Source organism: Ferdinandcohnia sp. Marseille-Q9671 (assembly GCF_976954385.1).
The window spans coordinates 399,522-424,510 of record NZ_CDRJTA010000001.1; the positions used below are offsets into that span (position 1 = coordinate 399,522).

At 36.9% G+C, this 24,989-nt stretch carries 29 protein-coding genes; 7 read left to right on the plus strand and 22 right to left on the minus strand.

Going from position 1 to position 24,989, the window contains the following annotated elements:
* Nucleotides 1-85: 85 nt before the first annotated feature.
* Both ACWNMY_RS02170 and ACWNMY_RS02175 read right to left on the minus strand, forming a co-directional pair.
* Nucleotides 86-520 carry a BrxA/BrxB family bacilliredoxin gene (locus ACWNMY_RS02170; protein ID WP_449536646.1) on the minus strand — a complete coding sequence of 145 codons (435 nt, stop codon included), beginning with the start codon at nt 518-520 and terminating at the stop codon, nt 86-88.
* Nucleotides 521-614: 94 nt separating this feature from the next.
* Entirely contained in the window at nt 615-1,739 is a 1,125-nt protein-coding gene (locus ACWNMY_RS02175; RefSeq protein ID WP_449536647.1) for a conserved virulence factor C family protein, read from the minus strand.
* Between the two features lie 459 nt (nt 1,740-2,198).
* Here ACWNMY_RS02175 and ACWNMY_RS02180 point away from each other — a divergent pair, with 459 nt between their 5' ends.
* Nucleotides 2,199-3,227, plus strand: coding sequence for a C40 family peptidase (locus ACWNMY_RS02180; RefSeq protein WP_449536648.1), 1,029 nt, complete (start codon nt 2,199-2,201; stop codon nt 3,225-3,227).
* A gap of 105 nt (nt 3,228-3,332) precedes the next feature.
* Here ACWNMY_RS02180 and ACWNMY_RS02185 read toward each other — a convergent pair whose 3' ends face one another.
* On the minus strand, nt 3,333-5,216 hold the full coding sequence (locus ACWNMY_RS02185) for an ABC-F family ATP-binding cassette domain-containing protein (RefSeq protein WP_449536649.1): 1,884 nt from the start codon (nt 5,214-5,216) through the stop codon (nt 3,333-3,335).
* Nucleotides 5,213-5,860: an HD domain-containing protein gene (locus tag ACWNMY_RS02190; protein ID WP_449536650.1), complete on the minus strand. Its 648-nt coding sequence runs from the start codon at nt 5,858-5,860 to the stop codon at nt 5,213-5,215. Before ACWNMY_RS02190 ends, ACWNMY_RS02185 begins: the two co-directional genes overlap by 4 nt.
* Nucleotides 5,861-5,994: 134 nt before the next feature.
* Between ACWNMY_RS02190 and ACWNMY_RS02195 the strand changes: the two genes are divergently transcribed.
* Nucleotides 5,995-6,240 carry a hypothetical protein gene (locus ACWNMY_RS02195; protein WP_449536651.1) on the plus strand — a complete coding sequence of 82 codons (246 nt, stop codon included), beginning with the start codon at nt 5,995-5,997 and terminating at the stop codon, nt 6,238-6,240.
* Between the two features lie 4 nt (nt 6,241-6,244).
* On the opposite strand, the gene ACWNMY_RS02200 is transcribed toward ACWNMY_RS02195, so the two are convergent.
* The 3 genes from ACWNMY_RS02200 to ACWNMY_RS02210 form a co-directional block, all read right to left on the minus strand.
* Nucleotides 6,245-7,090 (minus strand): DegV family protein, encoded by an 846-nt coding sequence (locus ACWNMY_RS02200; RefSeq protein ID WP_449536652.1) that lies wholly within the window; start codon nt 7,088-7,090, stop codon nt 6,245-6,247.
* Nucleotides 7,091-7,394: 304 nt separating this feature from the next.
* Nucleotides 7,395-7,907, minus strand: a complete 513-nt coding sequence (locus tag ACWNMY_RS02205; RefSeq protein WP_449536653.1) for a hypothetical protein — start codon at nt 7,905-7,907, stop codon at nt 7,395-7,397.
* A 31-nt stretch (nt 7,908-7,938) separates the two neighbouring features.
* Nucleotides 7,939-9,627, minus strand: a complete 1,689-nt coding sequence (locus tag ACWNMY_RS02210; RefSeq protein WP_449536654.1) for a formate--tetrahydrofolate ligase — start codon at nt 9,625-9,627, stop codon at nt 7,939-7,941.
* Between the two features lie 219 nt (nt 9,628-9,846).
* Here ACWNMY_RS02210 and metA point away from each other — a divergent pair, with 219 nt between their 5' ends.
* Entirely contained in the window at nt 9,847-10,752 is a 906-nt protein-coding gene (gene metA, locus ACWNMY_RS02215; protein ID WP_449536655.1) for a homoserine O-acetyltransferase MetA, read from the plus strand.
* 149 nt (nt 10,753-10,901) lie between these two features.
* On the opposite strand, the gene ACWNMY_RS02220 is transcribed toward metA, so the two are convergent.
* The 9 genes from ACWNMY_RS02220 to ACWNMY_RS02260 form a co-directional block, all read right to left on the minus strand.
* Nucleotides 10,902-11,582: a class I SAM-dependent methyltransferase gene (locus ACWNMY_RS02220; protein ID WP_449536656.1), complete on the minus strand. Its 681-nt coding sequence runs from the start codon at nt 11,580-11,582 to the stop codon at nt 10,902-10,904.
* Between the two features lie 70 nt (nt 11,583-11,652).
* Nucleotides 11,653-12,714 (minus strand): SDR family oxidoreductase, encoded by a 1,062-nt coding sequence (locus ACWNMY_RS02225; protein ID WP_449536657.1) that lies wholly within the window; start codon nt 12,712-12,714, stop codon nt 11,653-11,655.
* Nucleotides 12,715-12,757: 43 nt separating this feature from the next.
* Nucleotides 12,758-13,123: an SCP2 sterol-binding domain-containing protein gene (locus ACWNMY_RS02230; RefSeq protein WP_449536658.1), complete on the minus strand. Its 366-nt coding sequence runs from the start codon at nt 13,121-13,123 to the stop codon at nt 12,758-12,760.
* Nucleotides 13,124-13,228: 105 nt separating this feature from the next.
* Complete coding sequence (locus tag ACWNMY_RS02235; protein WP_449536659.1) at nt 13,229-13,483, minus strand: hypothetical protein; 255 nt, start codon at nt 13,481-13,483, stop codon at nt 13,229-13,231.
* A gap of 22 nt (nt 13,484-13,505) precedes the next feature.
* A complete protein-coding gene (locus tag ACWNMY_RS02240) occupies nt 13,506-13,838 on the minus strand; it encodes a TetR/AcrR family transcriptional regulator (protein ID WP_449536660.1) in 333 nt (110 codons plus the stop codon).
* Between the two features lie 139 nt (nt 13,839-13,977).
* Complete coding sequence (locus tag ACWNMY_RS02245) at nt 13,978-14,985, minus strand: DUF3231 family protein (protein WP_449536661.1); 1,008 nt, start codon at nt 14,983-14,985, stop codon at nt 13,978-13,980.
* Nucleotides 14,986-15,100: 115 nt separating this feature from the next.
* Complete coding sequence (locus ACWNMY_RS02250) at nt 15,101-17,281, minus strand: DNA topoisomerase III (RefSeq protein WP_449536662.1); 2,181 nt, start codon at nt 17,279-17,281, stop codon at nt 15,101-15,103.
* A gap of 156 nt (nt 17,282-17,437) precedes the next feature.
* Nucleotides 17,438-17,707 (minus strand): hypothetical protein, encoded by a 270-nt coding sequence (locus tag ACWNMY_RS02255; RefSeq protein WP_449536663.1) that lies wholly within the window; start codon nt 17,705-17,707, stop codon nt 17,438-17,440.
* Nucleotides 17,708-17,727: 20 nt separating this feature from the next.
* Complete coding sequence (locus tag ACWNMY_RS02260; protein ID WP_449536664.1) at nt 17,728-18,684, minus strand: HD-GYP domain-containing protein; 957 nt, start codon at nt 18,682-18,684, stop codon at nt 17,728-17,730.
* 323 nt (nt 18,685-19,007) lie between these two features.
* Here ACWNMY_RS02260 and cspD point away from each other — a divergent pair, with 323 nt between their 5' ends.
* On the plus strand, nt 19,008-19,208 hold the full coding sequence (gene cspD, locus ACWNMY_RS02265) for a cold-shock protein CspD (RefSeq protein ID WP_010283969.1): 201 nt from the start codon (nt 19,008-19,010) through the stop codon (nt 19,206-19,208).
* A 97-nt stretch (nt 19,209-19,305) separates the two neighbouring features.
* Here cspD and ACWNMY_RS02270 read toward each other — a convergent pair whose 3' ends face one another.
* On the minus strand, nt 19,306-19,482 hold the full coding sequence (locus tag ACWNMY_RS02270) for a zinc-finger domain-containing protein (RefSeq protein ID WP_449536665.1): 177 nt from the start codon (nt 19,480-19,482) through the stop codon (nt 19,306-19,308).
* 108 nt (nt 19,483-19,590) lie between these two features.
* Entirely contained in the window at nt 19,591-20,250 is a 660-nt protein-coding gene (locus tag ACWNMY_RS02275; protein WP_449536666.1) for a ribonuclease H family protein, read from the minus strand.
* A gap of 404 nt (nt 20,251-20,654) precedes the next feature.
* Between ACWNMY_RS02275 and ACWNMY_RS02280 the strand changes: the two genes are divergently transcribed.
* Both ACWNMY_RS02280 and ACWNMY_RS02285 read left to right on the plus strand, forming a co-directional pair.
* A complete protein-coding gene (locus ACWNMY_RS02280) occupies nt 20,655-21,332 on the plus strand; it encodes a queuosine precursor transporter (protein WP_449536667.1) in 678 nt (225 codons plus the stop codon).
* A 48-nt stretch (nt 21,333-21,380) separates the two neighbouring features.
* Complete coding sequence (locus tag ACWNMY_RS02285; protein ID WP_449536668.1) at nt 21,381-21,773, plus strand: reverse transcriptase-like protein; 393 nt, start codon at nt 21,381-21,383, stop codon at nt 21,771-21,773.
* A 34-nt stretch (nt 21,774-21,807) separates the two neighbouring features.
* Here the strand turns inward: ACWNMY_RS02285 and ACWNMY_RS02290 are convergent, their stop codons facing one another.
* Nucleotides 21,808-22,086: a DUF6123 family protein gene (locus ACWNMY_RS02290; RefSeq protein WP_449536669.1), complete on the minus strand. Its 279-nt coding sequence runs from the start codon at nt 22,084-22,086 to the stop codon at nt 21,808-21,810.
* Between the two features lie 63 nt (nt 22,087-22,149).
* Nucleotides 22,150-22,611, minus strand: coding sequence for a divergent PAP2 family protein (locus ACWNMY_RS02295; RefSeq protein WP_449536670.1), 462 nt, complete (start codon nt 22,609-22,611; stop codon nt 22,150-22,152).
* A 100-nt stretch (nt 22,612-22,711) separates the two neighbouring features.
* Here ACWNMY_RS02295 and sspL point away from each other — a divergent pair, with 100 nt between their 5' ends.
* A complete protein-coding gene (sspL, locus tag ACWNMY_RS02300) occupies nt 22,712-22,846 on the plus strand; it encodes a small, acid-soluble spore protein L (RefSeq protein WP_449536671.1) in 135 nt (44 codons plus the stop codon).
* A 261-nt stretch (nt 22,847-23,107) separates the two neighbouring features.
* On the opposite strand, the gene ACWNMY_RS02305 is transcribed toward sspL, so the two are convergent.
* Together ACWNMY_RS02305 and ACWNMY_RS02310 are read right to left on the minus strand one after the other, a co-directional pair.
* Nucleotides 23,108-23,971 (minus strand): 5'-3' exonuclease, encoded by an 864-nt coding sequence (locus ACWNMY_RS02305; RefSeq protein WP_449536672.1) that lies wholly within the window; start codon nt 23,969-23,971, stop codon nt 23,108-23,110.
* Between the two features lie 567 nt (nt 23,972-24,538).
* Nucleotides 24,539-24,796: a YpbS family protein gene (locus tag ACWNMY_RS02310; protein WP_449536673.1), complete on the minus strand. Its 258-nt coding sequence runs from the start codon at nt 24,794-24,796 to the stop codon at nt 24,539-24,541.
* Nucleotides 24,797-24,989 lie beyond the last annotated feature (193 nt).

The window sequence follows — 24,989 nt, forward strand, 5'->3', positions numbered from 1 at the left end:
CCATATTAATCTGAAGCATCAAGTTAAGAGTTTAAGACCTCTAATTTGAATTTGAAAGTAAAAAAGGATGTCATGATGACATCCTTTAGCAATGCTTATTCAATGCGGAAGTTACATTCTCCATTATTGTTTCCATTGAATTAGCTTCAATGTCGTGTCGTGGAATGAAATGTACAACTTCTTTATCTTTTAATAGCGCCATTGATGGTGATGAAGGCTCATATCCTGAGAAAAACTCTCTCATTTTTGCAGTAGCTTCTTTATCTTGACCTGCAAATACCGTTACGAGATGATCCGGTTTTTTCTCGCTCGTTAGGACAGCTTGTGTTACTGCAGGTCTTGCTAATCCCGCTGCACAACCACAAACTGAATTTACAACTACAAGCGTTGTCCCTTCAACATCTTCCATGAATTTTTCTACTTCTTCTTCAGTTTGGAGCTCTTTAAAGCCAGAAACAACTAGCTCCTCGCGCATTGGTCTTACAATTTGCTTCATATATTCATCATATGCCATTGACATATCTAAAACCTCCCTAATCTAATTCAATAAAATAAGCATACTATAGGTTTACTAGTAAAATCAATTTTGTTACGCCACCACTATTCGAGACTTACTATTCTTTTCTGCTTTCAGTCATTTGTTTCCAAACAGATCCCTTAGCTTCTTCGCCACCTTCAATTCGTCCGATAGCTAATTTGATTTGCATTTTCACTTCAAATTCTGGGTCCTCTTCTGCTTGCTTTAGTGCTGGCAAGGCAGACTCGTCTCCAACCTCATATAAGAACATTGCAGCGCGCCATCTTACTAGCTTACTTGAATCCTTCAATGCCTCACACATTGGACCAATCGCATTAGCATCTCCAATGTCAGATAAACAATCTCCAGCAGTTCTTCTAACTGTTACAGTTCTATCCTTAAGGGCTTCATAAAGGTAAGGTAATACCTCAGATGTCTCTACCATTCCTAAATACACGGTAGCTAGTCTTCGTATGGACGGTTTTTCATCCTTCAACGCTTTTGCTAACACCGGTATATCGTCTTCAGTTGGATCCATTTGTTCCAAGCTTGCGTAGCGTTTTGTCCAGTCTGGATCATCCAGCATGTCAAGAGTAACCTTGTATGACTCCCTTTTTTGAATAGTAGGTGCAGCAATCTGTTGTGAGATAAGAGTAACTAAACGGTCTAGTCTTTCTTTTGGATATGCTGCCGCTAGCTCGTCGACTACCTCTTTTCCAATTTCATCAAGGTTACCGTATCTAACTCCCTGCTCCTTCCATTCCCTTTCTAGCACAACATTACCTGAAGCTTCTTGTGCTCGCAGCAGTGCGTCCCTAAAGTACTCTGGTAGTCCAACTCGAACTTCTTGTTCCCCATCATGAAGCTTAACCTGCATCGGAAGTCCCTTATACATTTGAACAAATACCTTAACTTCTCCAAAATGCTCATCGAGTTTTTGTTCGTGTACTTCGCCTTCAGCCACTTCTTCACCAAATACTTTTCGTACATTTGGTAAAAGCTCTTGCCAATCATACCTGGCATTACGCTCAACAGCTAAAAAATCTGCTACATGATAGACACCCTTAATCCCTTCAATCGCCATGATCTCTTTAATAACTTGCGGGGCTTGATCTATATTTTCTTTCTTATAATTATTGCTCTTTCCCTTTGGAAGTTCCTCGTCTAACGTAATCTTCATTGTATTAGGACTAGGTGTTGGTTCAATTGATACGATTTTCATGGTACCGCTCCTTCTCCTACAAAAGTAATCTACTGTGATTGTAGCATACGTATTATCTAGATATCCATTGTAAGAACTTTTGTGATTTCTAATCATTGACAAACAGCATCTTTGAAAATTACTACTCACAATCTTATAAGTAATAAAAATGTAATATATGGATTGATTCTCTCAAATATATTGAAGCTACTGCATTTTATAAACAAGTGAACTTGTCTATTTTTAGCGCTAATGTACTAATTATCAGAACCTTTGTCATAATAACTTTTTTTACAAAATATCATAAAGGTGTATTGACTACAGGTCGTTTTCATTTTTTGTTGTTATGAGGTTTCGTTTCGTAATACATACTTTTTGAATTACCGTACCGAATCGTTTCCATAGCCTTTTCAAGCAACAAATTCTTAGAAAACTATCCATTCTATTTCTTGCTTTCGCAAACATCAAGGAGGAACTTCAATGAAAAAACGCTATGGAACCCGCGACGCGATTGTTGTGACATCTCTTGCAGCTGGCTTTTTCTTTGGCGCCCCACTTGTAGCTGATGCATCTGAACAGAACTACTTAGACCCATTATTGGATAAAAATTATCAGTTTGATACAAACCAGGAATTACGCTATGGTCATACAGGTTATTCTGTACGATTCCTTCAATTTGAGCTGCAAAAGCTAAACTTCTATTATGAAACAATAGACGGTCATTTTGGAGCCTCTACGCAGGAGGCTGTAAAAAGGTTTCAAGAACTTTACGAGCTGAGAGTAGACGGGATCGCGGGCTCCACAACATTAGAAAAATTAAACGAGGCAATTTTACAGCCCAAACCACCCTTTCTCACGATCGGTGACGAGGGTCCTGCAGTAAAACAACTTCAATCAAAGCTTAATAGGTTAAGTTATTATAGCGGATTAATCGATAGTAAATTCGGTGAGATGACGGAGCAAAGTGTAAAGGCCTATCAAAAAAAGTACAATCTAGAAGTAAACGGTTTGGCAACCGATGAAACGGTAGACCATATTATGAAAAATAAAAATGTGAGAGGTCTTACGATAAAGAAAGCTAATGTTAAGGTTGCTCAAGCAGAATATCCTTCACAATCGAACGAAACTAAATATGAAACTACTGAAGCCCCGGCTGTTGATTCAAGTGTTATTTCTATTGCCATGAACTATATTGGGGTTCCTTATGTGTGGGGAGGTAGTTCACCAAATGGATTTGACTGCAGTGGATTTTTACAGTTTGTATTTGCACAAAAGGGAGTTGGCATCCCTCGTACAGTAACAGGAATTTGGGGCCAGTCCACAAGCGTTTCTGCACCTAGCGTAGGAGATCTTGTGTTTTTTGAAACGTATAAACCTGGTCCATCCCATGCAGGAATTTATATAGGAAACAACAAATTTATCCATGCAGATTCTACCGATGGTGTAAGTGTAGACGATTTGAACGCTACATACTGGGGAGCACGCTACTTAGGAGCAAAACGATTATAAAAAAATAGGACCAGGCAGCAATGCCTGGTCTGTTTTATAATAAAGAAACAACTCTTCTGGCTTGACTTATGTTAGTTCCGGATAAAATAGTAGCCTGCGCTTTTCTTAGTCATTCACAAGTTCAGAAAGCTCTTCCCATCTTTCTAGTAATTGGTCGAGAATTTCTGATTCTTTCGCATGTTCCTCCATCGCACTCTGTGCCTTTTGGTAGTCACTACCCGCTTCTTCAATTTCTTTAACAAGTCTTGAAACCTTCTCTTCTTGAGCCTCAATTTTCCCTTCAATCTCATCCCATTCAATCTGATCTTTATAGGATAACTTCTTTTTCTTAGGTTTGACAGTATCCTGTGTGGATGGCTTTTCCACCTTTTGTTTTTGTACGGTTTGGCTAGACTCTGAAATTTTTTCGAGATATTCCGTGTACTCTCCAAAGTATGTGGTGATTTGGTTGCCCTCTTCAAAAATAAGCAACTGATCTGCCACCTTATCTAGAAAATAGCGATCATGAGATACGGTAATCACTACACCAGGGAACTCCTCTAAATAATCCTCTAATACAGTTAAAGTATGTGTATCCAAATCATTTGTAGGTTCGTCAAGCAGTAATACATTTGGTTCGCCCATGATGATTTTTAGTAAATACAATCTTCTTCTTTCTCCACCAGACAGTTTTCGTATCGGTGTGCCATGCGTGTTCATAGGAAATAAGAAACGTTCCAACATTTGTGCTGCAGATATGAGTTTACCATCTAATGTATGAATGACTTCAGCTGTTTCCTTTATATACTCAATCATTCTTTTATTAAGATCCATATCAATACTTTCTTGAGTATAATAAGCAAGCTTTACAGTCTGTCCGATTTCTATTTCACCTTGGTCAACGGGAATTCTACCTGCTATGACATTTAATAACGTAGATTTCCCACTCCCATTTCGACCGACAATTCCAATTCTGTCACCAGGTTTCACAAGCAAGTCAACATTATCTAAAATGGTTGTGTCATTAAAGCTCTTCGATACATTTTTTAACTCAATAACCTTTTTACCGAGCCTACTACCCCCAAGAGAAATATCCACGGTATCGGTATTCATTGTTTTTTTGGAGCTCTCAATCTCTTCAAATCGTTGAATTCGAGCTTTTTGCTTTGTCGTTCTAGCCTTTGCTCCACGTCGAATCCACGCTAACTCACGCCTGTACAGGTTTTGACGCTTTAACTCAGATGCCTGTTCCTGTTCAATTCGAAGCGCTTTTGCTTCTAAAAAATTACTATAATTCCCTGTATAGCTATAAAGGTTTCCTTCATCAAGCTCGATAATCCGATTCGAAACACGATCTAAGAAATATCGATCATGTGTAACCAATAGTAATGCCCCAGTGTATTTTCCAAGATAGTCCTCTAGCCATTTTATCGTATCAAAATCTAAATGGTTGGTTGGTTCGTCAAGGATCAGTAAATCCGGTACCTCAATTAAGCTCTGAGCAAGTGCCACACGCTTTTTTTGTCCGCCTGATAACTCCATTACATTCTGTGAAAAGTCCGTTATTCCAAGCTTGGAAAGGACTGCCTTCGCATTGGAATTTGCCTCCCAGGCATTAGCCGCATCCATTCTTTGTTGGAGTTCATAGATCCTTTCCTGATAAGCAGCATTCGTTGAATCCCCCTCAAGTCTAAGCATCGCTTCCTCGTAATCTTTTAGCAACTTGAGAAGCTGTGTGCTACCTTGGAATACTTGATCAAGCACTGTATTCCCTTGAGAGAAATCTGGCTGCTGTGGCAAATAACTGATCGTATACCCCTTTGAATGAGTTATTTCTCCATTGTCAGCTTCTTCTTGGCCCGCAATAATTTTTAAGAGAGTTGATTTTCCAGTTCCGTTTACACCGATTATTCCAATCCGTTCTTTATCTGTAATACTAAAGGATATATCTTCAAATAACGTTTTTTCTGCATAGCTTTTAGCTAGATTTTCTACCGTTAAGAGCCTCATAACTGTCCATTCCATTCTTTATAAAATTGATTGAGGAACTGTAACATAAATTCATGACGTTCCCTCGCGATTTCTTTTGCTGTATCAGTATTAAGTGTGTCTTTAAGCTTCAATAGTTTTTCATAAAAATGATTGACCGCCGTTGATTTTCCATTTCGGTATTCTTCTTTTGTCATTTCCTCGCGATATGGTAAATCCGGGTCATACATTAGATCCCCACGAGATCCAGCATATGCAAATGTTCTCGCAATACCGATTGCCCCAAGTGCATCTAAACGGTCAGCATCTTGAACAACCATCCCCTCAATTGTCTTCACTGGGGGTCTATTTCCACCTTTAAAGGACATGGTTGAGATTATCTCGATAATTTCCTGTTGTTCAAAATCAGGTATATGTAGAGAAGTGAGCCAATTTTGTACCTTTTGGAGGCCTTCTTCTTCCGAGTCATTTAATTTTTCATCAGCAACATCGTGTAATAATGCTGCAAGTTCAACAACAAATAAATTTGCATTCTCTTTTTCAGCAATTTGAAGAGCCTGTTTTCGAACTCTTTCTATATGCCACCAGTCATGTCCACTGCTGTCATTCTGTAAGACTTTTTTCACGAAAATAATTGTTTCATCTATTTTTTTTTGCTGTTCCATTTTATCCCCCACTGCAAACATTATCTCTATCATTGTACCATATTCCAAGAATTCTCGATGTGTAGCGTGTAAGCTATGGACTGCATAAACTAAAAAAAAGCCGGATAACCGGCTCAAAAAAGGTGGTAGTACGCATGTTTCATCCTTATGATAAAAATCGGGAAATTGGGACCGCATGGTATGGGCGTCATGTTGTGTTCATTACATGTAATCCATATACAAATCAATTTACGCAACTACACAAGAGTCTGCACGCTCCAACCGAGCCTCCCCACACAACCTGTGCGGAAACAATCTCTCAATTCTTGAGTATCGGATACCAAATTGCAGCTATTACGCCTTTATCGAAAACGGAGATACAATACGTGCTCGTGAAATAGGTACTTATTTCTTATTCATCCAGCTAATTCCGATTGTATTTTCCCCAGCATGGACACCGATAGCCACTCCAAGCGGATAAGATCCTATTTTAATATCACCAGCAAATTCTCTAATTTTACCCTTCCATTCATTCGTCTTCGAGTCGTCCAAACCATATAAAATATAGACTTCATCCACTGTATTTTTAGATATAGCTTCTTTTAAATACCCAAATATTTTATTTGTAGCTTTGTTTTCAGAGCGCACCTTTTCCTTTACAGAAAGTTCACCATCGAGAACCTGTATGATTGGTTTTATTTGCAACATACTTCCTAAAAAATATTGAGCCGTATTCATTCTCCCACTTCGGTGTAATTGTTCTAAACTACCAATTAGGACATATGTTTCAAGATTTGATGATAAATCCACTATATGCTTCTTAACATCTGCAGACGTCCCGCCTTCACGTATAACCTCCATACCCTCCTTCATCAACTTAGTCATCGGATAGGTTAAAATTTTCGAGTCAATTACCGTTACTGGTATATTGACTAATTCAGCAGCCTGTCTAGCAGAAGATACTGTGCCACTTAATTTTTCTGAAATATGCACTGAAATAATCTCATCATATTCATCTTCAAGACTTTTATATAATTCTACAAAGCTACCAATCGATGGTTGTGATGTTTTTGGAATAGTCTTTGATGATTTTAATCGTTCGAAAAATTGAGCAGGAGTAATTGTTACTCCATCTAGATATTCTTCCTCATCAAAGAATACTGTCATTGGAATAACATAAATATCTTTATTACTAGAAAGCTCTTCATCTAAATAGCCTGTACTGTCAGTTACCCATGCAATTCTACTCATACTTAACCCCCTAATTTCATTCAAGTTAAAGTTATGTCTAAATCTTCTGATTTTTAGCCACAGAAATCTATCCACTTTTAAACTATCATTAAGAACAATTAGTAAGACATAGTCTGTGGAACGAAAAAAATAGTTTTTCTACTATTCTACTATAGATATGTCAATATTATAAACAAAACTGTACATTTTGGTAAATTTATGTATAAAAAATCGTAATCTCTTCTGAAAAGTCCTTTTTATTTAATAAACAGAGTGTAGACACGGTCATTTCTGACTTGCCTACACTCCTGACTTGCTTTAGACCTTATTTAATTACTCGACTTATTTGTTCAATCGAATCAATTATATACTCAATCATGTTGAGTAAGTCATCAATATTCTCTTCATGTATTAACCGATGAAAAATAATTTTGCTATTGTTTATATAATGATGTTGTACACCGTAATGAAAGGTTATTGTTTGTTGAATTTCTCTTGATTCACCCCAGATAGTGGTAAGTACATCTCGAATTTTAGGACAATTCTCAGTTGTGTTCATTTCAAATAGAAATCCGATTTCTAACTTACAGCCTGGAAGTTGTTCATTATGACTTCTTAGCTCTGTGACCAAATTATCTAAATCGATTTTCAAATCGATATATGCCTTGACTTGGTCAATTGCCTTATCCTTAAAAGAAATCCGGTACTTCCTACTCATTTTTGCTAGTTCTACTTGGTCCTCACGATCCGTAATCATAAGTCTCCCATCGAGATCTAAATCATATATTGCACCTTCAATGACCACCTTGAGATTATCAAATACTGTAGGATCAAACATATACTTTTCCTTCCCTTAATGAATACAATTATTAAAATAACCCTACAGCTTTCCCTTCCTTAGTAACGTCCATATTTAACGCTGCAGGTTTTTTTGGTAAACCAGGCATTGTCATTACGTCCCCTGTCAACGCTACGAGAAAGCCTGCACCAATGGATGGCTTAAATTCACGTATAGTTATTGTAAAATCCCTAGGACGTCCAAGTAGGGTTGGGTCGTCAGATAATGAATACTGTGTCTTTGCCATACAGATGGGAAGCTCTCCCCATCCAAACTTTTCAAACTCTAGAATCTGCTTTTTCGCTTTGGAGGAAAACTCAACATCTTTCGCCCCGTAGACGGTTCTCGCAATACATTTTACTTTTTCTTCTATTGATGTTGATAACTCATATAATGGTGCAAAGTGGTTTTCCCCTGTTTCAATAACATCAAGAACCTTTTTAGCTAACTCAATGCCGCCTTCTCCACCCTTCTCCCAGACTTCTGTAAGAGCCACTGGATATGAATGTTCAGCACACCAAGATTCTATTTTTGCAACTTCCTTTTCCGTATCTGTAACAAATCGATTAATTGCTACCACAAAAGGTAACCCGAAAGATTGAATTGTTTCAATATGTTTTTGCAGATTTTCTAAGCCCTTTGCTAAGGCTGCCACATTTTCTTCTGTCAAATTATTTTTCGCTACACCACCGTGCATTTTCAATGCCCGATTCGTAGCAACAATTACAACAGCTTCTGGCTTAATATCTGCATACCTAGCTTTTATATCAAGAAATTTTTCTGCCCCCAGATCAGCACCAAAACCACCTTCAGTTAAAACATAGTCCGCTAATTTTGCAGCCATTTTTGTCGCTATTACACTATTACAGCCATGGGCTATATTAGCAAATGGACCACCATGAATTAGGGCAGGTGTATGTTCAAGTGTTTGGACTAAATTTGGTTTTAATGCATCCTTTAATAATAAGGTCAACGCTCCCTCAGCCCCAAGGTCAGCAGCCGTTATAGGTTCTTTATGTATATTGTAAGCAACAACAATTTTAGATAACCTCTTTTTCAAGTCTTGAATGTCTGTAGCAAGACAGAAAATGGCCATAATCTCTGATGCAACGGTAATATCAAATCCATCTTCACGAGGAACACCTTGAACAGGTCCACCCAAACCAATGATGACATTACGAAGTGCACGGTCATTTAAATCCACGACCCGTTTCCAAACCACACGTCTTGCATCTATTTGAAGCTCATTTCCTTGATGGATATGATTATCAAGTAGGGCAGACAATGTATTATTTGCGGTTGTAATTGCATGAAAATCACCTGTAAAATGTAGATTGATGTCCTCCATTGGAATAACTTGTGAATATCCTCCACCAGTTGCGCCGCCTTTAATCCCCATTGTAGGTCCAAGCGAGGGTTCCCTCATTGCAATCATGGCATTTTTCCCAAGCTTCGCAAGTCCTTGTCCAAGTCCTACGGTAACTGTCGATTTCCCTTCGCCGGCTGGAGTTGGATTAATGGACGTTACAAGTATTACTTTCCCGTCCTTTTTATTTTCAAGGCGCTTCATCACGTCCAAGGAAATTTTAGCTTTGTAGTGACCATAGGGTTCAAGCTCTTCATCAAGTAAATCAAGCTTTTCCGCGACATCCTTGATGGGCTTTAATACAGCCTCTTGAGCAATTTCAATATCAGACTTAAATTTCGTTGATAATTCCATGCACAATTCCCCCAAGTTTTCTTATTTCTTAGAAATTTCCTTACCAACTCTATATTACCTTATCTGATAGGTTTGTTTAAAGGGAAACTTCGCTTATAAACTTTTTCAAGACGATTTGCTTTATCACTAAAAATTGATAAAGAGGTTTCAATTGATTATCTTGTATGAATTGTTGTAAAATTATTTCAATTATACAATGAAAATCGGGAGATGATAGGATTGCCAATTAACATACCTAGTGACTTACCAGCAAAAGAGGTATTAGAATCCGAAAATATATTTATCATGGATGAGGATCGCGCGTATAGTCAGGATATCCGTCCACTTAATATAGTAATCTTAAATATTATGCCGGAAAAGGTAAGAACAGAAACACAGCTTCTTAGACTTCTAGGAAATTCCCCTTTACAGCTAAATATTACCTTTTTATTCCCGGAGACACATGTAGCAAAGACAACCGGGATAAATCATCTTGAAAAATTCTATACATCGTTCACAGAAATTAAACATAAAAAGTTTGATGGAATGATCATTACAGGGGCACCAATCGAGCACCTATCTTTTGAAGAGGTTACTTATTGGGAAGAACTTAAAGAAATTATGGAATGGACCAAAACAAACGTAACTTCCACTTTACATATTTGTTGGGGTGCTCAAGCAGGTCTATTCTATCACTTTGGAATTAATAAGTATCCACTTCAGCAAAAGTGCACTGGAGTGTTCAATCACCGTCTGGTTACAAAAGACTTTAAGCTCGTTCGAGGTTTTGACGACATGTATTACGTTCCACATTCTAGGTATACAGATATTGCTTTAGAGGATGTTCAGAATACAGAAGGATTAACCCTTCTATCAGTATCTGATGATGCAGGTGTTTGCCTTGTCGCTTCAAACGATGGGAAGCAAATATTCCTAACTGGCCATCCAGAATATGATGTAAACACGCTAAAAGAAGAATATGAAAGAGATCTTGCAAAAGGAAGACAGATCATACCAATTAATTATTTTCCTAAGGATGACCCTGCAAATCCACCTGTACACAGCTGGAGATCACATTCCTATCTGTTGTTTGCAAACTGGCTTAACTATTATGTATATCAAGAAACTCCTTTTGATTGGGAGTAGGAGAAGAAAAGCGCAATGCGCCTGAAAAGCTAGACATTGAAAACTAAGTAGGAGATCTTATACTTTCTTATCTCTTGAAAAAAGGTATCTCTCATGTGAGATACCTTTTTACTTTCAAGAAAAAGCCTAACATCTTGCGCTATATATACTCAGTCTTTTCGTAATATAAACACCCACATAAACGACAATGCTTGCTTTAATTCCTTTGGTAATCCTGTCGTTGTCTCTTTTGAGACCGCCTCCTTATATACTGGCATCCCATCAACAACGCTCCAGCCATTTTCGGTTACCAATTGCTCAAATTCCCATGGCATCATCGTATTACAGATAACCTTTTCCTCATAGAGACGTCGAAATGCATTTTGTCTGGGTCCTGCCGTCGGGCCCAATAGACCTACACATATAACACCACCTGTTTTTGTCACTCTCTTTATTTCATTTATTGCATCCAATGGTACCTCTGTCCACTCTAGTGAGTTAACCGCCATTACTCCAGAGAATGTTTCATCCTTAAATGGAAGAGCGGTCAGATCAGCTTGCGTGAATGAGAGATTATCAGATTGACTTCTTATGTTTGCTTTTTCAATCATTTCTGCTGAAATATCTACTCCGACCACATGATATCCACGCTTTGATAGTAAAAATGCACCATAACCATCACCACAACCAGCATCTAAAATTGTCGACTTCTCCTCCAAATACTGAGAATAAAACGGTATGATTGTGGAGCGACTCCCTGAATTCCACATGGATTGACTTTGCTTACTCCAGAAGTTTGCACGTTCATCCCATTGCTTTTCAGCCTCTATATGCCAATTAAAATTTGTCATCTTCCTCACCTCTCCTGTTCTATTTTTATCTCATAAGAAAAAACAATGAAGTATTTACCTTCATTGTAGATTATGTCACATTTATTTTCTTATCCGTATCATCACGGTTTCTCTTATAGTACCTAACAATATTGCCAACATATTCTTTGAAGTCAGGACAATGGATTCCACCTTCCCCAAGAACCTTCTTAGCAATAGTTGCATCATAGTGAGACGTACAACTAAAATATTCGATTGCTTCCTTTTCTACCCCAAATATTCTCCTAATCCATGAAAATGACAGAAAAAACTCCACTAGTTTGGGAGAAATTGTCCAGGAAGGCTTCTTGCCCCGCAGTTCCTCACATATCATCCTGTATAAATCCCTAGCTTCATAAGGATTTGGGTCTGTTAAATGGAAGGTTTTCCTCTTTGCTGCCTCTGCTCCCGATAAGTAAACCGTCGCATCAATAAGATAATCGTAGGGTACAACATTAAAAAGGGCCTTACCCTTACCTATATATGGAATTGGTAAAAATCGTACAGTATCCAAAAATCTCATGATAAAATAAGGGCCATCAAATTTGTCGGTTTCACCGGTTTCTGAGTTTCCAACAACAATTCCAGGTCTAATAATTGTATACGGGACATCCTTCAGTTGTTCAACAAGTACCTCTGCTTTGTACTTAGTTTCTTCATAATGATTTTTAAATTGCTGTCCCTTCACAAGCTCCGTTTCCTTAATCAGTCCTGTACGAAGTCCGGAAACATAAGCAGTGCTGAAATACACATATCGTTCCAAGTGCTCAATAGTTTGAATGAAATCATTTATATTTCTCGTACCATTTATATTTACATCTTCAGCAATTGACTTTGCAACAGCTAAATCATAAATAGCTGCCAAGTGAAAAACATGTGTTAGTTTTTTACTAAGTAATTTGTAAACCTCACTTGACAAACCTAGCAGGCTCTCAGTAATATCACCCATTTTCACTTCTATATTCCCAAAATCTTTTACCCTATCATACGCTTTTTCGTATTGGCTCGGATGGACCAATAATACAAAACTGGCATCAGTATATTTTGCTAGTAAAGCATGTAGGAGTCTAGTTGCAAGAAAGCCTGGATAACCGGTTATTAAAATGTGCTTCATACCTTCACTCCCAATGGATTAGACCCTAAACTAACCTTTTAGTTTATAAATGATCTTTTAGATTATATTCTTTAAGTAGACCTTCTAATTTCATAGCTTTGCCAATATCGCCTTTTATTTTTAATTTCCCTGTCATAAATGCAGCAGTTCCGTTAAGCTTGCCCAGTATGAACTGTCTAAAGTTAGTTAGAGATAAAAGTAATGTGCAATTTGCACTGTCATTAAATCCTTCCACTACCTTTGCCTTGCCTTCTGATAGCTGTAGTTGATACGTTACTTCCTCATCATCTTTAATCGTAAACTGATAAACTACTTGTAGCCCTGCTATTGGGGCAGAATCTTGATTAATTATTTCTTCTATTTTTAGCATCAAATCGTTTAATGTATAACTCTCAATTGTTTTTGTCATTAATAATCCCTCCAATATATAAAATTTACAATTATAGGAAATTAGTAAAGAAAACAAATAAAAAAATTTTACAATTTTCCGCTTACATACTCATCTCACAGGTTCTTATTCCTGCATTCCTAAGGTTACAAATGCGCCTATGACAACGCGGTTAAGTATCCTAGAAATTTCATCAAAGGTAACCCCTTCGTCCTCATTCTCAAAAAAATTTTGCATAATAACTTCATTTATTGCTCCAACCATAGCTTGTGAGACAATTTTCATACCACTCTCGGAAACAGAAGTAGGTAATTCCGGTTGAACGGTTTGCAAAATCATACTTGCAAAATCACGGTGCGATTTCTGCCTAACCTCTTCCACATTTCTAGAAACCCCGACAGATTCAACTAATAGGATTTGAGCAACATTCTTTGTTTTCAAAGCATATTTGAATATAGCGACTTATCCCCGCAAACGCCTTGTAAGAGATTCTGTCTTCGTTAGAGATTGCACGCTTTACTTCTTGAATCATTTCTTCTCCAAGGCATTCAAACAGGGCAACCATTATATCCTCTTTGCTCTTGAAATGCTGGTAAAAAGTAGTTTTCGATACTCTTGCCATCTCTACAATTTCAAGCACAGATGTCTTTTGATATCCATATTCCGTAAATAGGATTAAACCTGCAAATAATAACTTTTCTTTTGCCTCAGTTGGCATTTCAGTTACAAATAACAATGATATCCTTCCAATCTTTACAGTACGAGTACGTATTAGTATTACTTCTTCATTATACTATTATCATGTAAGTGTTATCAATATTACTTTTAGAAAATTAAAAATAGGAAGAAAAGAGAAGCTTCCTTCCTTCCTTCCATTATTTCTTTGATAAGTCATGACGGTTGGTAGCTAATGGTGGTTGCTCCAGCCATTTATTAGCTATCATCATATTCGTACCATCTTCAGAAAACTTTACTATTTCTGCTGTTAATCGAGTATAATCTGTGAGTAAGTCGCTACGTTGAGACTCGGAAATTGCAACACCATAGTTTCCAATTCCTGCGTAAATCATCAATCCAAAATGAAACAGCATTAATTTATCTGAAAATGGCGCTTGCTGTGAATCGGTTACTTCTTGATCAAACGCCATCGGAGTCGGAAGTGAATGCATTTCCAAATAACTTCGGAACACTTCGATATGTTTTAATGCAATTTCCTTACCTCGTAGCATTATTTTACGTACCTTATCCGACTTTGCAACCTGGCTAAATGCAGTAGCCATACTTACACCTAAATGATTTGTTAATGTATTTGCATAGAGATTTGTAACCTCTGTTCCAGTAAGTGCTTCTCTTCTGCCTAGTCCCTCTAAAAAAAAGGATTGTTTTTTTATAAACTCTACTTCTTGAGGATACGGTATGGTTGGTGGACGTACAGAAATTCCTTTATGTAATAATACTTTTGTAGCCTCCGTCTTTAATTCAATTGTCGACGTTAGACATTTTGCAAAGAAAGAGTGAATGTCTTGGCGAAATACATTCTGAAGTATTCGCCCATACGTGACCAACCCACCCTTGGCCATATTATTGATATACCTAATATAAAAAAAATCTGAAAACAGCCGCTTTGCTTCTAAATTAACGTCTTTTTCTGTAAAGCCTTGTGGAATCTGCACTCCCTCTTCTATAAAAATAGCCTCAATCGTTTTAACATGTTGTTTTGATAAATCTAAAGCATGCGTTGTAACACTCGTAATATCCTCATCCTCTATATGTTCAAGAAAATATGTCAAGATACATACAGACATGCTATCCGCGATGTATGTACTCCATAAATATGAAAGTTCAGCACTAGTGAGCTTAATATGCTGATGATCCTCCTCCATTACCAAATCCTCCTTTGCTTTTCTATTAAAGATAATATCCCCTAAAATTGGATAGTTATCATTTTAGAGCCAAGGAATGCGAAAAAACAGCCCACTGAAAAGTAAGTGGACTGCTTTAGTTCTCTTTTGGCACCTTAACCGGGAATTCAAACTCTATCTTTCCTGTTTGTTCGTTCCATTTTAAATAGGCATCGAAGGTTTTATTGGCTTTTTTAAAGCCCTTAATTAAGTTTGACTTATTAGATGAGAGAAGTTTTTGAACATTTGTTTTTGAAATAGCTTTACCTAGTATTTTCCCTGAAATTGTAAATTGACAGCCATTGTCTTTATAATTAGAACAACCGTAAAAATTACCTTTATTAATTACATTGCCGTTACACTTCTTACATGTTCCGACTACTGTCCCAATATCCTTTTTGGTGTAGGAGCTCTTTGGAGTACTAAAATTCTCCTTGTTAACATTTGAAAGATCCCAGCTTTCACTTTGTTCTCTGGCATCATCCACAATTTTTTGCGAAAGCTTTTTCGTTTGAGTCATGAAGGAGATTGGCGAAGCTTTCCCTTGTCCAATTTCATTCAAACGTTGCTCCCACTTTGCAGTCATTTCTGGTGACGCAAGAATTTTTTCACCAATTACATCTATTAGTAATATTCCCTTTTCAGTTGCAAACACCTGGTTTTTCTCTACCTTGATATAATTACGTTGCTTTAACATGGTAATAATCCCAGCTCTAGTAGCCTCCGTGCCGAGACCTTCTGCTTTAGCAAGTATTTTCTCAAGTTCATCATTCTCAATATGCTTACCAGCTGTTTTCATCAAGGTGATAAGTTGACCCTCGGTATACCGTTTTGGAGGTTGCGTCTTCCCTTCCTTTGTAAAGCTATTCTCAACAACCCCAGTTTCACCTTGTGAAAGAGGTGGCAGAATGACGTCATTCTCTTTTGAATCCTCATTAAAAAGCACCTTTCTCCAACCATCCTGTAGCTTTACCTTTCCTTTTGTAATGAATTCGGCTCGCTTATCAACCATTGTTCTCACTGTAGTGTAATTAACAATAGCTGGTTTGTAATGTGCTGCAAGCAATCGTCTGACGATTAAATCATAAATCTTCTCTTCATCACCTGAAAGTCTTGTTGGATTTGGTACCTGCTCTGTTGGAATAATTGCATAGTGATCTGTAACCTTTTTCTCATTCACATACCGCGAATTATTGAAAATTGATTGGATAGGAGTCGGAAAATAATCTTTGTATTTATCAAGTTTTTCAAGCTTCGTAAAAACCTCTGGTATCGTTTTTGCTTCCTCTTTCGTAATATAGCTAGAATCAGAACGTGGATACGAAATAAACCCTTTTGTATAGAGACTCTGAGCCACATCTAATGTTTTCTTAGGAGAAAATTTAAACGCTTTGTTCGCGGTTGCCTGAAGACTTGACAAATTAAACAATAATGGTGGCTGATATTCTTTCTTTTCCGTTTCCACTTCAGCAATCTCAGCAGGTTTATCTTTGCAAAATGCAGCAATTTTTTCCGCCATCTCCTTTGTAGATAGGCGTGACTCATTATCCTTCATCCATTTTCCTTCATATTGTTTGCCTTCAATCGTAAAACGAGCAAAGACCTCCCAAAAAGGTTCTGATTTAAAGTTTGCGATTTCTTTTTCGCGTTTTACAATAAGTGCTAAGGTAGGTGTTTGGACTCTACCTGCAGAAAATACATCCGTAATTCCTTTTTGTTTAAGTAGTAATGTATAAACTCTCGAGGCATTCATACCTACAATCCAGTCCGCACAAGCACGTGCTTTTGCCTCATAATAAAGATTGCGGGTATCCTGCTCTCCTAACAGATTCTGAAAACCTTCCCTTACCGACTTTTCTGTTAAAGATGAAATCCATAATCGACTTAAGGGCTTAGTCACCTTAGCCATTTCTATAATATTACGAATGATTAGTTCCCCTTCTCGACCCGCATCGCCCGCATGAATAATTTCCGTTACCTCTGGTTTTCGTAGTAAATTTTTGATAATTGTAAACTGCTTTGATTTAGATCTCATGACCCGATATAAGAAATGTTCGGGAATGATGGGTAGAGTTTCGACTCGCCACTTTTTCCATGAGGGATTATACTCTTCTGGGGGAAGTAATTCACAAATATGGCCAACCGCCCACGTAAAAAAAGCTCCGTTAGGAAAAAGTGGATCAGGCGCAATCTCAATAAACCCCTGCGATTTCTTACTTCTAAATGGTGCCGCAAGCTTTGCTGCTTGGTCAGGCTTTTCAGCAATAATGACTTTCATAGTTATCCTCTTTTCAATTACACTAACAATCTAGCATACCTATTTTATCATATATAATCTCATTCTTTGAAATAGAGTTTTGGTGGGAGAAACTGGAGATAGACAACACGAATAGGAGGTATTCGAAAAAAAAACTGAAAACCGTGAGGACGGCCTTCAGATTTCTTTTTTCTCAAGGTAAAGGTGGTTGTGATCTACAATATGTTGGATTGTAATTACAGTTAATTGTCCTCTCTGGACTGTTCCGACGGCTAACCTTCCTTCTTCATCTTCTACTATAAAGGATGTACCGTGTTCTGCTTGAAAAATAGTGTCACTGATGGAAATGATCTTCTGAAATAAGTATTCCTTATTTAACTTCTTGTTTTTCGTACTTGAAGAAAACCGGATGAATATGTCTTTCCCATTATCGGTATATCTAAACATTGTATCAGCCTCCATCAATATTAATCTGATAAAACACGTTCTATTTGAATTGTTTTTTGAACAGATAAATCGATAATTGTATTGGATACTTCAACTAAAGGATGTAATAGGTTGAACTGATTAATAAACTTAATCACTCCTATCCTCCCATCTGTAAGCAATACCTGATGTCCGAGTAAAGCGTACATAATATGACGCAAAAACGGAACTAAAATAGTTGGTTCAAGCTTTCCAAACATATCATCATCCATTTGCTTAATCACCTGGTAAAATGGTGTTGCATCATGGTAGACACGAGTGGAAGACATGGCATGGAATATATCGGCAATAGCTACAATCTTTGAAAAATAACTGATTTTTGAGCCTTTTACACCAAAAGGATATCCCTTTCCATCTTCTCGTTCATGATGCTGTAGAGCAACTAGACTTATTTCGTGACTGATACCATTTGTATTCTTTAATAAATCATAGCCATAAATGGTATGCTTTTTGACAATTTCATATTCTGATTGAGTTAATTTTCCAGGTTTATTTAGTATCTCAGGAGGTATTTTTGTTTTACCGATATCATGTAATGTTGCAGCGATTGTAAGTTCGGTCAAATCGGCTCTAGGTAGTGAAAGAAACTTACCAATCAACGTTGCAATCACTCCTACACCTATATTGTGTCGATATGTATAATCGTCTGCTGACTGAAGTTGATAAAACAAATGAAAAAATTGAGGTATTTCAGAAGCCGTTTGGATAATAGGAATAACTGTTTCTTTAATTTCAGTAAGTGGTATCACATTTTGTTCCTTTACAAAATAAAAGATATCTTCTACCTGTTTGATAGCCTTTTCAAGCATTTCTGAAACAAGCGATAGATCTGCCGTCATATTTGAGTTGTTTATTTTGTAATCGTTATCAAGACTCTCGATAATAAAATCAAGTTCATCTGGCTGAATAACAGTGATTTTGTTATGATTATTCTCCATCAAATAGGACTCCCCACTAAACCTTCTTTCTATTATTATATCAAGATTTGGAAATTCTACAATCATTATTTGAATATACAAAAATATCAAGTAACTTCTATGACTAGGAACATTTTATGACACAAAATTCTTCCATTAATGCGTAAAAAACCCTTTATTCCCTTGACTTAACACGTTCTAGGTTGTATATTAAAATCATCATTTAGCTAGTAATTTAGTATTCTTTTTATTTACATTATATTTTTCAAGATACATAAATGTAAGCTATTTGATAAAAATTTTTACGTTGCACGGTTGTGCGAAGGTTTAGGAGGATATGCAATATGCAAAACGGTAAAGTAAAATGGTTTAACAACGAAAAAGGATTTGGATTCATCGAAGTTGAAGGTGGAGACGATGTATTCGTACACTTCACTGCAATCCAAGGTGAAGGTTACAAATCTTTAGAAGAAGGTCAAGAAGTTTCTTTCGAAGTTGTTGAAGGAAATCGCGGACCTCAAGCAGCTAACGTTGTAAAGCTATAATTTAACATTTTAATTTTAAAATGTAAGTAAGGCTGATTTTTATCAGCCTTTTTTTAGGGCTCTTGTACGAACAAGAGCCCATTTATATATGAAGTTCCTAAGATAATTTCTTTCCATACTCTTTCAATTTTTGACCAACGGTACAGTTCTTAATGCAAAAGGTTTGGGCATATCGCTTACCATGTTCCTTGCGAAAATGATCTTTGACAAAACAATCTTGGCAAAAGGTATCGAGCATTTCACCAACTTCCAATAAAAGTTTCCTTCTGTTCATGAAACAAATCATCTCCTATTACTTTCATCTCGCATCTACCTTACGAACAACTCATCCATTTCCATTATTTACTCTTACTTAATGATTATGTCAGATAGGCTTAATTACTTACCCTTTAATTTCAAATTTGCTCGAAACGATTGTCCCTTCTAACGCTTGTGTAGCTAATTTATCGCACTCTACATTTTGTTTTCGTCCGATTGGCTCGTATTCTGGATGAATGCCTAATTTCTCAATCCTTTCTTCAATTCTATCTAACCATTTGTTTAGATTTTCCTCGAAGCATGGCCATTCTCCAGACAGTTGTTTTAACACAACATGTGAGTCCCCTTTAAAAGTAACTGTCGTATGGTGTACACCTAGCTCCTCTAACGTATTTAACATTAGCCAAAAAGCAGCATATTCTGCTTCATTATTTGAATCCATTTCTTCAAAAACTTCATTAACTCTTACCCGGAATTGCTTTTTATTTTGCGTATAGTATATTGCTACACCGAGTCCGGCTTTCCCTGTATTTATGTCAAAACCACCATCAAAATACGCAATGATATCCTGTGGCTCTGTTTCAAGTTCTTTGATTAGTTTAATTAGTTCTTTTTTTGTCCATTTTGTATGACGCTCGTCATAGAAAACAAGGTCTTTTGTCCGCCCTGTCCGTTCAAAATCCTCTGCTATTACTAACGCCTCTTCCACCGATACCTCATCAGAAATCAGGGTAATAACCTTATTTTTAGGTGTTTTATAGGTCCATTCCAGCTTGAGTTTCATCACGCTCATCCTCTCTTATCAAATACACCTTGGCGTATTTACACACAGATTATTTCGAGCTTTCGGGAATCTCTTACTTTTGACAAATCAATTGTTCTTTTTAGCCTCTGTTCCCCATTAAATGTATTCTTTCATGTATGTATGCCTACCTATTAGTACATGACTTAAGAAACTAAAGGAAAATCCTACCCTCATTTTTCCTAATTTTTTACTCATTATACACTTTTTCCATCTAATAATGTACTTCCACCTTTGGGGGAATCGTACTATAATTAACTTTTGACAAATTAAATAAGCTATGGAGAATTTGTGATCGTATTAAGTCCATACGAGACCCCGCAATTCCCCCAGGCCCTTTCGCGGTTCGTGAACTCCCGCGTTATCAAAACTATAGGAGGAATACTATGTTTAATGAACTAATTTGGTTTTTATTTGCGATCGTCAATTTTATTTTAGTGCTCGCGATTTATCGGTTATTTGGTAAATCTGGGTTATTTGTATGGATTGGCTTTGCTACTGTTTGTGCCAACCTACAAGTTGTAAAAACTGTCGAGTTATTTGGCCTCACGGCTACGCTTGGAAATATCATGTATGGAACAAGCTTTTTAATAACAGATATTTTGAACGAAAAATATGGGAAAGAGGAAGCGAAAAAAGGCGTATGGCTTGGATTTTTCACTCTTATTACCATGACGATTATTATGCAATTTGTGCTATTATTTGAACCACACGAGGTTGATATTGCACAAGGCTCGTTAGAAACAATTTTTGGACTACTTCCTCGGATCGCTTTAGGGAGTTTACTTGCGTTTATAATTAGTCAGTACAGTGATGTAATCATTTATTCCAAATTTAAAAGCAGGTTTCCAAAGGACAATCAATTATGGATACGAAATAACGGAAGTACCATGATAAGTCAGTTGATTGACACATTAATCTTTACAAGTGTTGCCTTTTTAGGAGTTTATCCGTTTGATATATGGATTGAAATTTTCTTAACAACGTATTTTATTAAATGGATTGTAGCCTTACTAGATACACCATTTATGTATATCGCCAAAACATTTCATAAAAAAGGATAATCACTATAATGTATCTATAAGAGCGTCCTTTTAGAGGGAGGTCATAGAATGATTGAAGTGTATATAGATGGCGCAAGTGCAGGAGATCCAGGACCTTCTGGTGCTGGTGTATTTATAAAAGGAAATGGGATTGTAGAAAAGCATTCGATACCGCTTGGTAGTATGACCAACCATGAAGCTGAGTACTATGCCTTATTGAAAGGGCTCGAAATTTGTATAAAGAATAACTATAACGTAGTTTCCTTTCGAACAGATTCTCAGCTCGTAGATCAGGCGGTCGCAAAAGAATTTGTGAAAAACAAAAAATTTGCACCACTACTTGAAAAAGCACTTACGCTTTCTAAAGAACTCGATCTCTTCTTCCTAAAATGGATCCCAAGTGGTCAGAACAAAGTCGCAGATGAATTAGCAAGACAAGCAGTTAGAAAAAATAATGCGTGAAGAAACCCTCGACCACTTCAATGGTCTGAGGGTTTTATGCCATTATTTTCTTTTCTTCAACAAAGCAATAAGCTTGTTTTCTAGTCTCTATTTTGTTTTCCTTTAACATTTCTAATAATGAAATGAAAAAGCTTCCGTCAAATTCCTTTTGTGCTTTTAATGTAATCTCAATGGCGACTTTTACAATTTCATCTGTTGCTGCTGTATAATGTTGCCCAAATGAAATAAAGCCAACAGCATCCTCACCAAGATTGAAGCCCTTTTGAGCTAAAAATTGCAAATAATCTTTTACACTATTTTCTAGTTTAAACAATAGACCCATCCCCAACAAAAATACTAAATCTATCCTAATAGTACCGTAATTTTTGTCGAAACACTACGATTTTTTTGTCAATAGATAGGCTAAAGTACCAGTAATCATTCCGAAAATAGCTCCACCAATGACTTCCTGTGGCTGATGACCAAGTGCTTCTTTTAATTTTTTCTCTTTCTTATCATGATAGTGATGATCTTCTTGTCCTGCTAATCGCTCAACCTGTTCGTCTATCTCGTTTACCTTTATGGTCAATTCCCCTGCCTGTCGGCGAATCCCTTGTGCATCATACATAACAATTAACCCAAAAATAGTGGATAATGCAAAATCAATCGTGGGCACACCTCTCTTTAAGGCAATAAAAGTTGCCAGTGAGGATACGCCAGCTGAGTGCGAGCTTGGCATCCCACCTGTTTCAAAAAAAGTACCCCAATCCCATTTACCTGTTTTCGCTTTCTTTATCGGGATTTTTAATAATTGAGCAAGCCCAATTGAAAGTAAAGCCGTATATATCCCTTTGTTCACTATTCTCACCTCATGATTAGTTTCCTAGTTCGCTTCATTTTCTATTCAAGACATATTCCAAAATAGTATGGAAATAATACGAAATGGAGGTGACACCCACATGGCACAAAAAGGAAATAATCGCGGTCAAGCTCCACGAGGAGTAAACCCACAGGGCTATAATCAAGATACTGAATCTTCAATGGAACCAAAAAGTCAATTAGAGCAAAAAGCGAAGAAATCGAATACGAAGTGATAAGCATTTTTAAGGATGTCCTGGAGGTACAGGACATCCGATTTCAGCTTACATTAGGCTATGGCCTGGGTCAAAACTATTTGACTTTGACTATCAGCCAAACACCTATTAAACAGCCATATTATATTTATTGACCATAAAAATATTTATTAGCCAAAACTTAATAGTATAAAGAAACGTTAATCATTCTTGGGTAAGATTGTACAAAAACCTCATACTTATTACATAAAAAACTAAAAAAAGAGCACTCATTTGAGTACTCTAGCTAATAAATTGATCTAAGCCCTTAAATTCAAGCTCCTTGAATTTTTCATATACTTTATCAGGATTAATTTGGATACATGCTTCATCAAGTGAACAGCTAATCGGCACTTCGCAATGAATCCTAGCCAACTTTCTAGATAAATGAAGCATTTCCAGATCCTCTTTAATCTTTGTCTTTTGTGCATTTGTTAGGTTTTCTACATTTTCAATAATACCTTCGATCGTTTCGAACTGTTGAAGTAGCTTAAGAGCCGTTTTTTCGCCGATTCCCCTAACACCTGGGTAGTTGTCGCTTGTGTCACCCATTAATGCTTTTAAATCAACCATTTGCTGTGGTCGTATACCTTTTTCCTCTAAAAAGCTAGCACTTGAGTATTCTGCATAATTCCCAATACCCTTTTTCATAATTAGTACGGTAATATTTTCATCTAGTAACTGTAAAATATCTTGATCTCCAGTTAGGATAATGACATGAGTGTCTTTACTGTATTGTCTGGCAAGTGTACCAATGCAATCGTCAGCTTCATATCCAGAGAGACCTACATTTGGGATATCAAACGATTCTACTACATCCTTAACAAGATCAAATTGTGGAATAAGTTCTTCCGGTGGCGCACCACGGTTTCCTTTATAATCCTGATATATTTCATTACGAAATGTAGAGCTCCCCATATCCCAGCAACAAACTACATGTGAAGGCTTGTACGTATTAATTGCTGTCATCATATGCTTTACAAATCCGTGTATTCCGTTCGTTGGGATCCCTTTACTATTCACCATAAAATAACCACTCATTGCTGTTGCATAAAAAGAACGGAACAATAATGCCATACCATCTATTAACATAACCTGATTTCTCATCAATTTTCCCCCTATCGCAAAAATCCTCATAGAAAGAATTATACCATAACTCCTACTTTCTTTCGTTTGTATCTTCTTCCAAGCCCACAAGAAAAGGGCAATGCGCCATACTATTGGCGACAAGCACAAGAAAAGCGGTGACCGAAGGCGTTTTTTTATTCAGAAGCGATTGGATAGTGACCTCAAACCGATGGCGGCTGAAGCTAGACAATGAAAACTAAAGTAAAAAAATTTTATGCACTCTTACCTATCAAATAAAGCCCTCTTGACAACAAGAGGGCTTCAGACTGTTGACAAACGCTCGCAAAAAGTACTGTGAAACATCGTGTAGACAAAGTCAGTACTGACTCACTCTTAAGTCCCCATTACAAGCTCAACTTATTATTTACTTTTCATTTTTTCTGCTTCAATTTCGGCATAGGACGCAAAATGATAAGGTGTCGTACCTTTGCCCTCTTGCTTCTTTTCTTTATCTTGGACAGATGGTTTATTCTTTTTCAACATGCATGTCTCCTTTATGAGAGATTGCTGTTAGTATTTACTATCCCAACTCTTTTATCCTGTTTCTTACTTTCGATTCGCGTACTCCTGTACCATTTCAGCTGTAACAAGCTTTCGTAATGGGACTATACCTTTTTGAGCAAGCTCATTCATTTCAATCGTTACTTTATTGATTTTATCAACGGTAAAGGTCTTATTATCTTTTGCTAATGCAACTGCCTCATCGATATAAAATTCACGTTGTTGTTCAAGTGTTAAAAAAGTTTTTACAAGTTGGTGTTGCGAATTTGAATGCTTGGTAATTGCTTCATGTACATTACTCATTTTTACCCTCCGATGTTTTCTCTTTCCATAAGCTTCACAATGTGGGCTTTTGGTTCCCAACAGTTAAATTGATAAGCCGGCATTGTCTCATAGCCTAGCCGAGCACAACTATATTTCATTTTCCCTTGTATTCGGTTCATAGTAAAGTTAACACAAGTTGCGCAAGCATGGAACCTTGATTTTGAGTTAGTCA